Source organism: Bacillus sp. SRB_8 (assembly GCF_003264205.1).
GTDB classification, from domain to species: domain Bacteria; phylum Bacillota; class Bacilli; order Bacillales; family Bacillaceae_G; genus Bacillus_A; species Bacillus_A mycoides.
In genome coordinates this window covers 1-14,598 of the sequence record NZ_NADT01000056.1, presented here as the reverse complement: position 1 = coordinate 14,598, position 14,598 = coordinate 1, and the positions used below count along the sequence as shown (strand labels likewise).

Below are 14,598 nucleotides of genomic sequence, written 5' to 3'. Positions count from 1 at the left end.
TCAATAGGTATGAAGACATTGACGGAAAAAAATATTATTTCCATGAAGACGGATCAGTTAACAAAGCAGGGTTCGAAAAAATCGATGGTAAGCTATACCACTTTGACAATAACGGCGTAGCACAAACGGGCTGGCAAACTATCGATAATAAATATTATTACTTCGATGAGAAAGGGGCAGCTAAAACAGGATGGTTCCGAGTTGGTGGTGGATATAGACCTTCTCCGCTTGCATACGGATACCTTTGGTATTGTGCTAGAGAAGATGGTTCACTTTATGCAGACGGTTGGTTTAAAATCGACGGTAAAGATTATCACTTCGATTATTGGGGACATAAAATGCCATATTAAAATAATAGCATGATGATAGCAAGGGAATACTTGTATGCTGATATGTACTGCATTCCCTTGTTGTATGTATGCTATATTTAGCTCGACACGACAAAAAAATATTGTACGTTAAGGGAAAATTTTACATACAAAAAAGATGATTCCAGTATAAATGAATAATAAAGTCATTTAATTCTTATTGAACTAACAGAGGGCAACCTACATGCCCCTCAACTTAAGAGATTTTAATACTCTTAAATACAAAAAATGTTATCTTTTCTAAACAAGCTAGATTAGAAAGGATGACGTTTTTTATTAATCTCTCGATTCAAGATGAACTACAACCATTTGCGGAAGAATTACAACGATATGTTACACCTGTATTTTTAGAAGAACTTGCAAGAGAAATAGGCTTTATAAAGTAAAAACGTAAGTTTTCTGGATCAGACTTAGCTACTATTTGTATTTGGATTAGTCAACGGTTGGCAAGTGACCCCTTAGTCCGATTATGTAGTAGGCTTCATGCTGCGTCAGGGCCTATTTCTGCCACATGCAAGGTTTCAAACAAAAGGAGAAAGCAAGTAGCGTTTGTGCTGTATTCTGCATAGCAGCGACTTATATGTTGGAAAATTAAAATAGATATATATTATAAGGGAAGATAGAGCAATTGCAACGGAGAGTGTAAAGTATATTTTTAATATATATCTACAGCAAGAAAAGCAGGCTTTTGTAAATAGCTTGTTTGTTTTTTTCCATCCTTACAGAACTGTCATCTTTATGTAAGGTTATTAGATAGTTTATTTAATGTTTAAATGTAATAATTAAATTATAAGAATTGATAATGATTTTTTAGAAATTATAGACGAGTGTTGTTCACGATTATAATAACAACTAAAAAATGATTGAGAAAAATTCAACATATACATAATAAGTGGAGGTAAATATAGTGGCTTTAAAAGTATTACTTATCGTTATTGGTGTAACATTAATTTTATCGGGTGTATATAAAATGAAGAAGTATGATGCATTCGTAGGAAAAACTCAAACCAGAAAAAATCTTTTCAACTTGCTAATTAATGGACAGAGTTCTGGAATAGGACAATTATTAAGTGGGATTGTGTGTATCGTTTTAGCAATCGTAGCCTTTATAATTAAATAATTTGCAAATCAGGGAGCTAAGATATAGAATTTAGCTCCTTTTATTATGATAAAGTCTTTAGGCAAAAACAAAAATTTTTTCTAAAAATGTACATAGTCTATAGAAGTATAGGTTCTGGTGCAAAGATAAAATAAAAGAGAATATAGCGCATATATTTCTATCGGAATTGTATTTTATGCTGTTAGCCCAAACAATTGATGGATGAATTCTTTCTGGTTTTGAACAGACTGATTCCGTAAATCAATCTGTTCTTTTTTAATCATATGCATGGCTTCTACTCCTGCAAGAATGGATGTAGCCGTGTCAAAAGACTTGAATCCTAACATAGAACGCACACGTTTCTTAATAAAACGATGATCTTGTTCCACTATATTATTGAGATATCTAACTTGTCTTAGCTTTATGCCTTCGGGCATATGTTTTTCTTCTTTCAACGCTTGAATTGCTACAGGATAGGCAGGGTTCTTATCTACTGTTATCACGCGAGGTTTAGAAACGTACGAAAAAGCCAAAGCTTTCTTGAAAAAGCACTTGGCTGCTTGTTTATCTCTTGATTTACTTAGATAAAAATCAATGGTATTCCCTTCAGAATCAACGGCACGATATAAATACATCCATTGCCCTTTTACTTTAATATAAGTTTCATCGACTCGCCATGAATCATTTGTTGATTTAAGATGATGTCGTACTTTCTCTTCTAATTGAGGTCCATATTGATGAACCCAGCGCATAATCGTTGTGTGAGCAATGGATAATCCTCTTTCCTCCATCATTTCCACTAGGTTACGGAAGCTCAAATTGTACCGTAGGTACCACCTTACTGTTAATAAGATTAGTTCAGGCTGATAATGCTTCCATTTGAATAAATTTTCCTTTTCCATACCGATCACACACCTTTTTTAGAGTAATATTATCAGTATGTCCAAGTTTAAGAGATTACTTGCAAGAGTTTTGGAGTTTTTGCACCAGAACCTTTTATCTTTTAATATAAATATTACTTGATATATATTTTTGTTAACAGAATTAGAGTTCCGTTAACTTTTTGAGATGAATTTAACAAGATTAGTTTACAGAACACCTGTAAATATTGCTTAAAATATGTTTACGGAACACATTTTAAGCAAGTATTCTTGAAAATTTCAAATCTAATTATCTTAAATTCATTGTTTTATCATACCTTTGAAAGTTTTTTGCAAGTGGCCCGAAAAAAAACGAATCGTTGCCGTGCCCCTAGTATAAGGATTCTATTTTTTTGCATTAAATTTCTACAAACAAAAAAAGATAAGATCGGAGAATACGATCTTATCTTCAGCACAAGGAGTAAACATAAGTGATAACCATCACATTTTTATTATACTTTAATTTTTGTTAATTTTGAATATTAAAACCATAATTTACAAGTATATCTATATTGAGAATTTTAATACAAATTTAGCTATAAATGATTCAAAAAGCGAATGTAAACTTTTACCCAAAAGTTTACTTTCATTTCCGCTTAAACATTGACTTTCATCTAATTTCATTGATATCATAAAAAAAGACAAAAAAGTATACATTCAAATCATTGAAAATAAAGGGATTGAAAAACAGATGGATAAAAAGCAACATTTAATTGATGTACAACCAATTCGGAGCATAGAACAGCTTAATGATATGAAATGGTCGCTCAAACGTCATTGTTCAGATCGTGATTACATATTATTTCTAATTGGTATTAATACTGGGTTACGTGTAAGCGATTTACTTAAAATGGAAAAGAATGAAATTTTAAAACTGAAGCGAAAAAAACGGAAAGAATTTAAAGTTAAAGAAGGAAAGACAAAAAAGGAGCGTATCATAAATATTACATCCATTTTTGAGGAAGTACTTCCATATGCTGAAGATTTAAAAAGTACCTGGTTATTTCCTTCTCGAAAAGGTGATAAGCCCATTAGTAAAATTCAAGCCTATAGACAGTTACAAAAAGCCGGAGATTTTGCCGGAGTCGAATCTTTGGGGACTCATACCATGCGTAAAACATTTGGATATTGGTTTTACAAGCAAACAAAGGATATTGCTATGTTACAAGAAATATTGAATCATAGTACACCACAAATCACATTAAGATACATCGGGATTAATAAGGAAGAAAAAGATAATGTACTTGATACATTCCGCATCTAATTAAATGTAGGTGCTTTTTTTCGTTTTCCCGGGTTCATTTTTTACTAATAATCCCAATTGAATATATAGGTAATTTAAATTTTAGAAAGCGAAAATTTACCTTTAAAATAATGCTGCAATAAATTCTACTTAATAAATCATTAAAACACCATTTTTAAAAAATAATATGATTTATAAAATAAAAGTATTGAAGGATTAATTTTAATTTTTAGTTGGAATTATTTCGTTTTCCCTTAAGAGTCTTTACTATATTAATGAAGAAAATTAGTCCGCAGATAAAGAATGAAAATGGATGAAACCATGTTCTAAAATTAACCAAAGTTACAATAAGCATTATTAGACAAGCTATAAAGCCTATAATATCAATGCTAAAAGATAGTTTCCCTTTTTTTGTTTTCATTTATAACATTTCCTCTCCAGGTACAACTTTAATTTTAAATTCCCTATATAATAATAACATACGCTTAGATTTTTAACTATTTTTTACATTTAATTACTTTCTCTATTATTCTTTTTCAATTAATGAGTAGGGAGATCCAATTTAGCATAGATGCTACAGAAAGTCATAAAAAATTATGTAGTTGTTAATTATTTATCTTCTTCACTATAAAATCATTTCAAAAGAAATGTAGAATTTCTATAGCAACAGTTATTTAGGATTTGATTAACGAAATCCCCGTTTTTATTATTCTTCTCTTGGTTCTGGTGCGAATATTTAAATGTAGAAGAGGTAAAAGTTCCTGATGGAAAGGTATTTGTCATGGGAGATGATCGTTTTAATAGTACAGATAGCCGTAACGGACTAGGATATATTGATGTTTCAGATATCGTGGGAAAGTCTCAACTTCTTTATTATCCTTTGGACAGGATTAAAATTGTTAAATAAAAATTATTTATACAGACTAATCCCTTATCTATAATAGATAAGGGATTAGTTTAATTTTGTTGTATGGTGTAAACAAAATTGAGTGTCATGATATAGGATAACATGAATATAATTATCGACCATAACAATCCTCCTCGTACCGTCCACATTACAGGAATCAGTCAGGCGACATTTTATCGTAGGCTAAAGGAAATGGAAAAAGATAATGGATAACAATTTTAATAAATTTAATTATTTTGCAACCAATTTACTTCCTCATTCGACTTTATTGTGTAACGGAGAGGAGAACCAAAATGGATATAGCAAAATTAGTGAAAAAAGCAAAAAAGGGTGATGATGAAGCATTTGAACAACTGATTGATTCTGTTCGACAAAAGTTGTATCGAACAGCCTATGCATATGTTAGAAATGAACAAGATACTCTTGATGTCTATCAAGAAACAATTTATACAGCCTATATTTCAATAAAGACATTAAAAAAGCCTGAACATTTTTCGAGTTGGATTACAAAAATTCTAGTTTTTAAATCGATTGATTTTATTCGGAAAGAGTCTCGCCATTTTACTACAGATAATGAGGAAATCTTTACTGAATTAATCGCTTCTGAAAATGTTGATTTTATCATGCATTCGATGGATTTATCAGAAGCATTTAAATTCTTAAATCCTACTGTTAAGACCATTATTTTGTTGAGGTATTATCACGATTTGTCCATTAAGGAAATTGCCACCATCATGAATTACCCGGAAGGAACCGTGAAATCACACTTAAATAGGGCGAAAAAAGAGTTAAGACCCATTTTAAAGGAGGGCTATCTTTATGAATAAAGACAAATTCAATCGATCCATCGACAACATAAATGTACCTGTTGAAAAGCTAATGGCTAGGGAGAAGGCGGCTATCTTTCAAGCCAAGAAAAAAAGAAAAGCCGAAAGAACCACAAAACGGTCAATCTTGGTTGCATGTGGGTTATGTCTATCTTTGCTTGGTTCTGGATTTGTTTCAACAGGCATGGCGGAAGCCTTATCAAATGTTCCCCTAATTGGTCCAATTTATAAAGATTTTAGAGACATTGCCTCAGATAAAATTGAACACGATCAACTTACGACAGTAATTGATAAACAAGATAGTAAAAACGGCTTAACAATGACTGTAAAAGAAGCAGCTTATGATGGAAACCGGTTAATCGTAACAGTTGTTTACACAGGTCAAAAAGAACTTTCGATGAAAGAAGAAAAGGCCGGCTTTAGCTATATAACAATTAATGGACAACAAGAAGTTAAACCAGCGATGGGTTCAATAGGGCAAGATGACGTAAACTCGAAAACAATAATTGAACATCATCAATTTACCTTTTCTAAGTATAATGAATATGGCGATAACATTGAGATTGAGGTCCATGGAGAAGATTTATTTGGCTATGAAGGTAAGTTAAAGGTGGCTTTCCCACTTGAAAAAATAAAAGGTGATGTATTTGAGTTTTATCCAGAAGTTACAAATCAAACGGTTGATGAAGTGTATACACTAACAGCCGACAAAGTAACATTCTCACCTTTATCAACAAGAATAGACCTAACGATTGATTACCCTGCCGAAATGGATAAAAACGATAGTTGGCCATGGTTTAATTTCTCTGTAGTCGATGATAATGGTCAAGTATATGATAAACTAAAACTACAGGAAGGCATGGCTGTTGGGAACTATGGGCATCATATGGTACTGACTTTGCCTCCAATGGATACCATACCAAAATCATTTACACTCAAGCCAAGTCGAACAAATAGTGAAGGATTTAGTAAAGAAATAAAGGAATTAGAATTAGTCGTTCCTTTAAATAAAAGTAAATAATGACCTCGTTTGCTTTGTTTACTCATATCGCGGAAGTACCTTAAGCTAACGAACACGCGATAGTTGAATAACGGGTTTTATTAAAAGCCGTCATGAAAGCCGGATTCCATAGCTATTGGAATCCGGCTTTTTCACATTAAATTTCCTTAACGTTGTAAATCCGCATTTTCCTGACGGTACCCCTACTGTCACGACACGAGGCTCAGAAATATGAAAAGACTGCAAAGCTTTCTTGAAGAATCGCTTTGCAGCCTTGTGGTTTCTTGCTTTGCTTAGGTAAAAATCAATGGTATTTCCTTTCGAATCGACAGCACGATACAGGTACATCCATTGACTTTTCACTTTGATATATGTTTCATCGACTCTCCAAGAGTCATTGGTTTGCTTGAGATGACGACGGATTCTTTTGTCTAATTCAGGACCATACTGATGAACCCAACGCATAATCGTTGTATGAGCAACGAATAAGCCCCGTTCCTCCATCATTTCCACCAAATCACGAAAGCTCAAGTTGTACCGTAGGTACCATCTTACTGTTTGTAAAATAATATCATGATGATAATGTTTCCACTTGAATAAATTTCGCTTTTCCATACTGATCACGCACCTTTTTTAGAGTAATAGTATCAGTATGTCCAAGATTTAGAGATTACCTGCAATTATCTTGAAGTTTTCGCACCAGAACCTAAAACACTTCATCGTCATCATCATAAGATAAACAAATATTTCAAAACGAGAAAATTGATATCTTCAGATTGAAAATATATAAAATTCTTGTTTTGGGGTTTTATATATTTTTTAAGTTGATGGGCATGTGGCGGTATCCCTCATAGCTACATTTTGGCTCACCCATACACATAAAGCTATTAAATCTTTTGCTTGGTACTTACTGGTTCGTTGTACAAAACCAACATCTCTAGCAAGATTCCGTAAGGTATTTGGAGATAAAAAACTTTGAATCTCTTGAGCAAATAGTTGTAATTCATCAGACACAGAAACAGACATAAAAAACGCCATCCTTTCCTATGATTCTACAGAAAGAATAGCGTATTTTTTCATTTTAGGGGGCATTTCTTTTTATTAAGTTGATAGCGATGTGGCGGGACCCCTATATGTTTTCGTTGACAAAACAGCATTGTCAAATGCAGACGAAGGCCTACGGGAAAATTTCGGCTACAGAACGAGAATAAAGTTAAAAGACGCCGTTGCGCAGAGTGGCTTGCAAGAATACGGCAAAACAACCATAAGATACTTCACATCAGACAATAAAACAGAAATTGAATTTGAATAAGCATTCCTGCGGGAGTGCTTATTTATTTTATTTGCAGGAAATTATCACCATTTGTCGAATTATATAAGCTGAAGGGTGATAGAAATGAGTCATAGAAATCTTTTTATGCTGGCAATGAATACGTAAAAACAAAAACATTCACTTATAACGGTTAATAGGAGGAATTATCATGAAAAAATTAGCTACAATTGCGTTGACTGGTGCGTTAGCTTTAGGCGGTTTAACGGTTATGAATTTAGATACACCAAAGGCACAAGCTGAGGAATGGGATGGCTGTCATTATATCTGTGGTCCTGGCGAAACAGTAAACGATGTTACGGTTAAAATACATTCTACACAAGTTACTTTTGGTAATAGCTTAATTGCAAGAATCACGAATGACCGAGCTGAAGAAATTCATTACAATGTCAGCATCGAAAAGAAAAACGGAGATAGCTGGGGAGAATTTGAAACTAATTTCAAATGGAACAATCAGTGGGTTCCAGCTGGCTCATATGATGAAATTTCAACTTTCACAGGATATGGCGATGATGTTTATGAAAATGGCACATACCGATACAAAGTTGAAGTTGTAAGCGCAGATGGTTCTATTGATACAATTTACACAGCAGGAATGACAGTTACAGGGCGATAACTCATGACTGAGCTTTATTATTTATGATTGTATCTTCGATAATATCATTGATAATTGCGTTGATATTATTATTAAAATAAGCTCTTCGGATCTTATTTTTTTTATATAAAAATTGAATATTAATATTCTATTATTGAGTTTTATCCTCTGTTCATAAACATAAGATTTTCTGGACAGATGTCTCTTAACGTACAGAAAACACTTAAGATGTGTCCGATTTGTGTCTAAACGTACAATTTTCCCGAAATGGTATGGTGAGATCATGCCCATCAACTTAAGAATTTGCTTTACCCCCAAGTGTAAAAAAAACGCCATCCTTTCCTATAAGGAAACAGAAAGAAAGCGCATTTTTTCATTTTAAGAGGTATTTTATTTTGTTTGATTGATAGTGATGTGGCGAGACCCCTACTAAAAAAAAGGATCTGATATTCATATCAGATCCTTTTTCACTATGTATAATTATTTTACTGCTACTTTTAATTCTTTTCCGGCTTTAAAAGCAGGGACTTTAGATGCAGCGATTTGCATTGCTTCACCTGTTTGTGGATTACGTCCTGTACGTGCAGATCTTTCACGCACTTCAAATGTACCAAAACCAAGAATCTGTACTTTCTCTTCATTTGCAAGCGCATTTGTTATAGCATCTAATACAGCTTGTGTTGCTGCAGCTGCATCTTTTTGTGTAAGTTCTGCTTTTTCTGCTACCATTTTTGTTAATTCGGTTTTATTCATTTTTTGCACCTCCTTGCATGTAATAAGAAATTATTATAACGTACCTACGTTTCTCATGTAAATAAAGATATATAGAAAAAGCCCTAGCAAGAGCTAGGGGCAATTCTGTGTAATAGTAGTACCAGGGAAAAGGATTTCATCACATAATTTATATTTTAACATCTAGATTAAATAATATAAAGTGATGTTTTAATTATAATTTTGTTAATGTTTTCTCATTTTCGTTATGGGGGCATTTAAGAATCTTAGCTTGATAGCAATGTGACCGTACCCCTATATCTTTTATTACTTAGTAATTTAAGATATGCGCTCTTCTTATCAAGCCCTTACGAGCTCAATGTATATTTAACATTGCGGGTGCTTTTTTCTTTGCTATATAAAAGTTATATAATAAATAAGAAATTTAACCACGCGGACAATTGTCATCCTCATATCTCATTGATTCATAATTAAAATATTTAAATAAGCACTTGTCTAATTTTCCATAACTGTTTTCTTCATCATAAGTAAAAAAATATAAGAAAATTTCATTTACATATATTTAAGAATTATATTTAGTTACAATATGAAAATGATTTTCTTGTAGTTAATTAATCCTAAATATAAATATAGGTCTATCTGTAAGAATGCACCATTCTTCTCTATTAATCTATACTTATATTTTGACTAATTTATTATGATGTAGATATTAATTTAAAGTTATTTATACAAAAGAAATAAATAGATTTTTTAGGAAGAGAAAATGATATACCATTCTGCTTTCTTAATTCACATAATTTTCAAAAATAAAATACCTGGATGTTAATATTTGTTATATAATATACTTGTCAAAGCATTACCCCTGTAGTTTCTATGATGAATCTGTAAGATGGTTTTGTTTGTCCCGTATATTCACCTTAAACTAAAAAGAACTTGTAGGAATTCTACAAGTTCTTTTTGTTCTTCGGATTGACGTACCCCTAAAGTAAAGTTTGATAATTTAAAACAAAGTCTGATCATTTATAAAAAAGTTTGATAAGAAATCCTGTGAGCTAGGATTTCTTATTTCACTAACGGAGCAGATCAGCTCAATAAGGGAATCAAAATCGACAAACTTAATTCACAGTCTCGATGTTATACAGCTGTAGAGAGATATTATAATTCATTCATGGTAAATTAGGAATAGTTTGATTTGTTTAAAACTAAGTAGAAGAATATAAAATGTATGCGATTTTTTGCCCAATCTCATATGTCTTATTCTATGGAGGAAATATGCTTAAAGATAATTTTAAAATTAGTAATATTCCCGCGGTTTTGTGGGGAGAAAAGAGTGAAAAAATTTTTATTTCAGTACATGGAAACATGTCAAATAAGGAAGATGCAGTTATTCAAATATTAGCTGAAGAAGCCAATCAAAAAGGTTATCAAGTGTTAAGCTTTGATTTACCTGAGCATGGAGAAAGAAAAAATGATAATACTCCTTGCAAAGTACAGTTTTGTGTTAATGAATTATCTATAATTATGAATTACGCAAAAGAACATTGGAAAGAAGTAAGCTTGTTTGCATGTAGTATGGGAGCTTATTTTAGCCTTTTAGCCTATCAAAATGATGTGTTAGAAAAGGCATTATTTTTATCACCAGTAGTTAATATGGAACGAATTATCGAAAATATGATGAAATGGTTTAATGTAACACCAGAGCTTTTGCAAAAAGAAATGACTATAGAGACACCTATTGGTCAAAAGTTATATTGGGATTATTTATGCTATGTAAAAGAACATCCTATTAATACATGGAATACAGATACATATATTATGTATGGAGCCAAGGATGAACTGTGCGAATTTGAAACTATTAACTATTTCACAAAAAAACATCGTTGTGAATTAGAAGTCATGGAAACAGGTGAACATTACTTTCATACTGAAGAACAGTTAAAGATATTTGAACAGTGGTTACACAAACATATCGATTAACAAATTACAATTTGGGGTAGCACCACATCCATCAACTTAAGAAAAATAAATGCCCCAGAACGAAAAAATTACTTCTCTAAGGCTAGTGATTTATAAGAATTTAGCTCATTATTTCGTTTTATGTAACTACGAATTTCTTACCTTGATGGCAATAGGAGATTTTAGTGAGAAAAAATATAAAAAGATTTCATCCGGTATGATGAAATCTTTTTATATTTTTCTTCTAATTTATTTATTAAAATTAGAATTTTTATTACTATAGAAACCTAATATGATAACAAATGGAGCTAATAGAATACTTAACCAGTGATTTAATTTATACGGTAAATTCATATCAAAAATAATGGTAGCAATCATAACAATTAGAGTTAATATAGCTAAAAGATAAGTAATTATTTTCATTAGTAATCATCCTTGTATATTAAAGTGATTATATAAAATCATTAGTATTTACATTAATATGTTTTTTTATTGAAATTGATTAGTCCCCCTGCGAACAATACAATAAAACTAATCAATACAATTAATATACTTTTTGTAGAAATAAATAATAGCCCTGTTTCACTACCTGAAGGTAACATAGCTAAAAGGGGTTGACTCCATGGATAAATTGGACCAAATCGTTCAGACTGACTAATTATCATACCAGGTATCGTTAGACCAACACATACTACCATTGGAGCAGCAAAGCTGGACCATATTGCGGAAAGCCACATTTGAAGTGCTATTAAAGGTAATGTTGTAAATATTCCACCTATTAAAGATTTGAATATATATGTTGTAGGAAAAGGGCCTGTTATCCCGCAAATAGAACCTACTATAATTATTTCTAAAAGGAATAAAAGTTGAGTAATAATTATAAAAAATAGCACAAAAATAGCTTTAGTACAGTAAAGTTGATAACGTTTTATAGGCTGAACTAGTAATTGCTTCCACCCACCATGTAAATGATCGTGACGGCAGATAAAAGCAGTAAAAATTCCAGTTAATAATGGGAGAAAGATCATAGCGTGTATTATTGAAGCAAATGAATAAATAATTTCCCAATTATTTAAAGATGCTAATGTATCACTCACTTTTAGGTAAGTTAACATCCCTGTTAAAAGGGGACTAATAAATAATAGTAGCCAGATTTTTGTCTTTTTAATCTTATGGAATTCAGCCGAAAATAATCTTAAATTTAGCATTATTTATCCACATCCCTTCTTACAAAATCAAATGTTGCTATCAAAATTAGTAAAACCCCAACTGTAGCCCCTAACAGTGTAGTTGTATTTGATTTACTTGCAAGTAAGGGTAATTTCCATATAATCCAATCTGGCAAAGATTCTGAGAATAGTGCTAATACTGTACCTAAAACCCCCACTATTAATGTGATTCCTTGATTTTTATAAACAATGGATAACCATAATTGTAATGCTAAAACTGGTAAGGCAGAAAAGTAAGGGAAAAAACTAATTTTTATTACTTTTGACCATGGAATAGAATATCCAAAATCTAATCCTATACCTAAAAAAATACTCCCTATAAAGAGAATGGAGCAAGATATAAATAATAAAATAAAACTTAATATAAATTTAGCTATAAATATTTTTCTTTTTTCTATTGGTAGTATTAAAAGGTGTTTCCAAGAAGTAGAGCTGTGTTCTAAATGGGCTATTATAGAAGTAATAATTGTAATCCCTAGTAGTATTGCTGGAAGGGAAAGAGACTGAACATTTGAAAGTAGCCCTCCCCACAAATCATTTTTATATTTTTCTATCAAGTAATCGTATCTTAAACTGAAATTTATTGCTTGAAGTACAATAACACCTATTGGGGCTATCATTATTAAAAACCAAACCCACTTACGCTTTAATTTAAGAAATTCAGATGCTAAGAGGGATTTGTACATCGTTTTGTTCCTCCTTTACGATGTTTAGGAAAATATCTTCAAGTGAATTTTTTTCTTCTTCAATACGGAATACAGATATATCATTTGCTACTAAAGCTTTCACAATCTTAGCTATAGCTGTATTATCAGTATTAGATATAACAATTTTATCCTCCTCCATCACTGACGGTATACCACTAGCAAGAATGATTTTCCATGCTTCCTTAGGTTTATTAACTAAAATCTTAATTGAATTATGTGAATGTTGTCGTAAAACTTCAATTTTATCCTGGAAAATGAGCCGTCCCTTTGAAATAATCCCAACATATGTAGCCATCTGGTCTATTTCACTTAATAAATGACTTGATACTAGTATAGTAATGCCTCTTTCCTTAGCAAGGCTCTTTATTAATTCACGCATTTCATGTATCCCTTGGGGATCAAGTCCATTTGTCGGTTCATCTAAAATTAATAATCTAGGATCACCAAGTAATGCAATGGCAAGGCCAAGACGTTGTTTCATTCCTAAAGAGTATTCTTTAACTTTTTGGTGTGCTGCATTCTGCAGTCCGACAGTTTTTAAAACAGCATGTAGTTTTTCTTTTGGTATATTTCTTAAAAGTCTATAAACTTCTAAATTTTCAATTGCGTTGAGATGTGCATAATAAGAAGGATTTTCCACTAGTGCTCCAACATCAGATAAAATAGATAAACGATTTTCATTTAAATCTTTACCGAAAATTGTAATATTGCCTTCAGTCGCTTTAATTAAGCCTAATAACATTCTAATGCTAGTTGTCTTTCCAGCACCATTGGGTCCTAAAAATCCATAAATTTCACCTTCAGGAATTTTTAGATTTACACCACTAACCACACTACTTTTTTTATATTTTTTAGTTAGATTATTTGTTTCAACAATATATTTCATATAAACACCACCTTATATTTATTATATTTCACGAAGGTTAAATTAAATTTCTAAAGAGTTTAAAAATTTTTTAATTACTGTATCTTTAAATATATAGAAATTATTATGTAGTCAAACAAAATTAAATTCCAATTAGAAGTTGAAAAAATGAGACATATTGTTTACCTAAATCATTAATTGCTCGAAAAATATCAATATTGAATTGAGAAAAAGACATTTTCAAATCCCTCCTTCTTCTTTCTTCTTTCTTCTTTCTTCTTTCTTCTTTCTTCTTTCTTCTTTCTTCTTTCTCACTATAATAAAAAAAGAAAAAGGAAAACATCGAACTTTCTTACAAACATTCGTGCATTCTTACAGTTTTGTCATTTTTCTCGTCATTTTGTAAATGTGTTCATCGCCTTGCCTTTCGCTATTTTCTTTGGAAAACATGGTGAATTACGAGAAAGAGCGCTACAAGATCACCTTCAAAGAAGTAGTGCACTAAACCTCTTAATTAATGCAATTAGTGTGTGGAATACTGTTTATTTAAGTGAAGCAATAAAAGCTTTGAAGAAAAAAGAACAATTTGATGAAGAATTATTAAAATATATTTCTCCATTAGAATGGGAACACATTAACTTTCTAGGAGAATACCGATTTAGCAAAAGAGAAATTGCACCATTAGACTCTCTACGACCACTACAGACAACTTAACAGTAAGAAGCCGATTATCTCTTAGCGTACAGGAAATCGGCTTTTTCTTTATGAAATTTTGCTTAGCGTACGAAATTCGCGTTTTGTGGTGCTACCCCACATCCAT

Annotated in this window: 11 protein-coding genes and 8 pseudogenes; 11 read left to right on the top strand and 8 right to left on the bottom strand. The window is 31.6% G+C overall.

The window, feature by feature from the left end; translation table 11 throughout:
- The 3 genes and pseudogenes from B5P40_RS29220 to B5P40_RS29210 all read left to right on the top strand — a co-directional run.
- Positions 1-350 (top strand): annotated as a pseudogene (locus B5P40_RS29220) (cell wall-binding protein); the annotation flags it as partial.
- Positions 351-643: 293 nt separating this feature from the next.
- Positions 644-871: pseudogene (locus B5P40_RS29215) on the top strand (IS4 family transposase); the annotation flags it as partial.
- Between the two features lie 404 nt (positions 872-1,275).
- A complete protein-coding gene (locus B5P40_RS29210) occupies positions 1,276-1,488 on the top strand; it encodes a hypothetical protein (protein WP_098157076.1) in 213 nt (70 codons plus the stop codon).
- 173 nt (positions 1,489-1,661) lie between these two features.
- Here B5P40_RS29210 and B5P40_RS29205 read toward each other — a convergent pair whose 3' ends face one another.
- Positions 1,662-2,369: an IS6-like element ISBwe3 family transposase gene (locus B5P40_RS29205; protein ID WP_113710352.1), complete on the bottom strand. Its 708-nt coding sequence runs from the start codon at positions 2,367-2,369 to the stop codon at positions 1,662-1,664.
- A 709-nt stretch (positions 2,370-3,078) separates the two neighbouring features.
- Between B5P40_RS29205 and B5P40_RS29195 the strand changes: the two genes are divergently transcribed.
- The 4 genes and pseudogenes from B5P40_RS29195 (at position 3,079) to B5P40_RS29170 (ending at position 6,385) form a co-directional block, all read left to right on the top strand.
- The gene (locus B5P40_RS29195; RefSeq protein WP_113710351.1) at positions 3,079-3,651 is read left to right on the top strand and encodes a tyrosine-type recombinase/integrase; all 573 of its coding nucleotides are present in this window, start codon (positions 3,079-3,081) and stop codon (positions 3,649-3,651) included.
- 730 nt (positions 3,652-4,381) lie between these two features.
- Positions 4,382-4,537: pseudogene (gene lepB / locus B5P40_RS29185) on the top strand (signal peptidase I); the annotation flags it as partial.
- Positions 4,538-4,830: 293 nt separating this feature from the next.
- Positions 4,831-5,364, top strand: a complete 534-nt coding sequence (locus tag B5P40_RS29175; RefSeq protein WP_000350214.1) for a sigma-70 family RNA polymerase sigma factor — start codon at positions 4,831-4,833, stop codon at positions 5,362-5,364.
- The gene (locus tag B5P40_RS29170; RefSeq protein ID WP_113710348.1) at positions 5,357-6,385 is read left to right on the top strand and encodes a DUF4179 domain-containing protein; all 1,029 of its coding nucleotides are present in this window, start codon (positions 5,357-5,359) and stop codon (positions 6,383-6,385) included. Before B5P40_RS29175 ends, B5P40_RS29170 begins: the two co-directional genes overlap by 8 nt.
- A 183-nt stretch (positions 6,386-6,568) precedes the next feature.
- Here the strand turns inward: B5P40_RS29170 and B5P40_RS29165 are convergent.
- Positions 6,569-6,979: pseudogene (locus tag B5P40_RS29165) on the bottom strand (IS6 family transposase); the annotation flags it as partial.
- A gap of 237 nt (positions 6,980-7,216) precedes the next feature.
- Positions 7,217-7,390: pseudogene (locus tag B5P40_RS29160) on the bottom strand (IS4 family transposase); the annotation flags it as partial.
- 103 nt (positions 7,391-7,493) lie between these two features.
- Between B5P40_RS29160 and B5P40_RS33870 the strand changes: the two are divergent.
- A pseudogene (locus tag B5P40_RS33870) lies at positions 7,494-7,676 on the top strand (hypothetical protein); the annotation flags it as partial.
- Positions 7,677-7,845: 169 nt separating this feature from the next.
- Positions 7,846-8,310: a hypothetical protein gene (locus B5P40_RS29150; protein ID WP_002192535.1), complete on the top strand. Its 465-nt coding sequence runs from the start codon at positions 7,846-7,848 to the stop codon at positions 8,308-8,310.
- A 459-nt stretch (positions 8,311-8,769) separates the two neighbouring features.
- On the opposite strand, the gene B5P40_RS29145 is transcribed toward B5P40_RS29150, so the two are convergent.
- The gene (locus B5P40_RS29145; protein ID WP_002151048.1) at positions 8,770-9,042 is read right to left on the bottom strand and encodes an HU family DNA-binding protein; all 273 of its coding nucleotides are present in this window, start codon (positions 9,040-9,042) and stop codon (positions 8,770-8,772) included.
- Positions 9,043-10,293: 1,251 nt separating this feature from the next.
- On the opposite strand from B5P40_RS29145, the gene B5P40_RS29140 reads away from it, so the two are divergent.
- Positions 10,294-10,998 (top strand): alpha/beta hydrolase, encoded by a 705-nt coding sequence (locus tag B5P40_RS29140; RefSeq protein WP_429684000.1) that lies wholly within the window; start codon positions 10,294-10,296, stop codon positions 10,996-10,998.
- A 455-nt stretch (positions 10,999-11,453) separates the two neighbouring features.
- On the opposite strand, the gene B5P40_RS29135 is transcribed toward B5P40_RS29140, so the two are convergent.
- The 4 genes and pseudogenes from B5P40_RS29135 to B5P40_RS29120 form a co-directional block, all read right to left on the bottom strand.
- A complete protein-coding gene (locus tag B5P40_RS29135) occupies positions 11,454-12,185 on the bottom strand; it encodes an ABC transporter permease (protein WP_113710346.1) in 732 nt (243 codons plus the stop codon).
- On the bottom strand, positions 12,185-12,892 hold the full coding sequence (locus B5P40_RS29130) for an ABC transporter permease (protein WP_063225639.1): 708 nt from the start codon (positions 12,890-12,892) through the stop codon (positions 12,185-12,187). The genes B5P40_RS29135 and B5P40_RS29130 overlap by 1 nt, the downstream gene beginning before the upstream one ends.
- Positions 12,867-13,799, bottom strand: a complete 933-nt coding sequence (locus B5P40_RS29125; RefSeq protein WP_113710345.1) for an ABC transporter ATP-binding protein — start codon at positions 13,797-13,799, stop codon at positions 12,867-12,869. Before B5P40_RS29125 ends, B5P40_RS29130 begins: the two co-directional genes overlap by 26 nt.
- Positions 13,800-13,953: 154 nt before the next feature.
- Positions 13,954-14,016: pseudogene (locus B5P40_RS29120) on the bottom strand (undecaprenyl-diphosphatase); the annotation flags it as partial.
- Positions 14,017-14,195: 179 nt separating this feature from the next.
- Between B5P40_RS29120 and B5P40_RS29115 the strand changes: the two are divergent.
- Positions 14,196-14,492: pseudogene (locus B5P40_RS29115) on the top strand (Tn3 family transposase); the annotation flags it as partial.
- Positions 14,493-14,598 lie beyond the last annotated feature (106 nt).

What these genes read in the sequence shown, in the direction of transcription:
- B5P40_RS29125 (WP_113710345.1), bottom strand. Translation starts at nt 13,799, where the DNA reads ATGAAATATATTGTTGAAACAAATAATCTAACTAAAAAATATAAAAAA.
- B5P40_RS29195 (WP_113710351.1), top strand. Translation starts at nt 3,079, where the DNA reads ATGGATAAAAAGCAACATTTAATTGATGTACAACCAATTCGGAGCATA.
- B5P40_RS29140 (WP_429684000.1), top strand. Translation starts at nt 10,294, where the DNA reads ATGCTTAAAGATAATTTTAAAATTAGTAATATTCCCGCGGTTTTGTGG.
- B5P40_RS29150 (WP_002192535.1), top strand. Translation starts at nt 7,846, where the DNA reads ATGAAAAAATTAGCTACAATTGCGTTGACTGGTGCGTTAGCTTTAGGC.
- B5P40_RS29170 (WP_113710348.1), top strand. Translation starts at nt 5,357, where the DNA reads ATGAATAAAGACAAATTCAATCGATCCATCGACAACATAAATGTACCT.
- B5P40_RS29175 (WP_000350214.1), top strand. Translation starts at nt 4,831, where the DNA reads ATGGATATAGCAAAATTAGTGAAAAAAGCAAAAAAGGGTGATGATGAA.
- B5P40_RS29205 (WP_113710352.1), bottom strand. Translation starts at nt 2,369, where the DNA reads ATGGAAAAGGAAAATTTATTCAAATGGAAGCATTATCAGCCTGAACTA.
- B5P40_RS29135 (WP_113710346.1), bottom strand. Translation starts at nt 12,185, where the DNA reads ATGCTAAATTTAAGATTATTTTCGGCTGAATTCCATAAGATTAAAAAG.
- B5P40_RS29130 (WP_063225639.1), bottom strand. Translation starts at nt 12,892, where the DNA reads ATGTACAAATCCCTCTTAGCATCTGAATTTCTTAAATTAAAGCGTAAG.
- B5P40_RS29145 (WP_002151048.1), bottom strand. Translation starts at nt 9,042, where the DNA reads ATGAATAAAACCGAATTAACAAAAATGGTAGCAGAAAAAGCAGAACTT.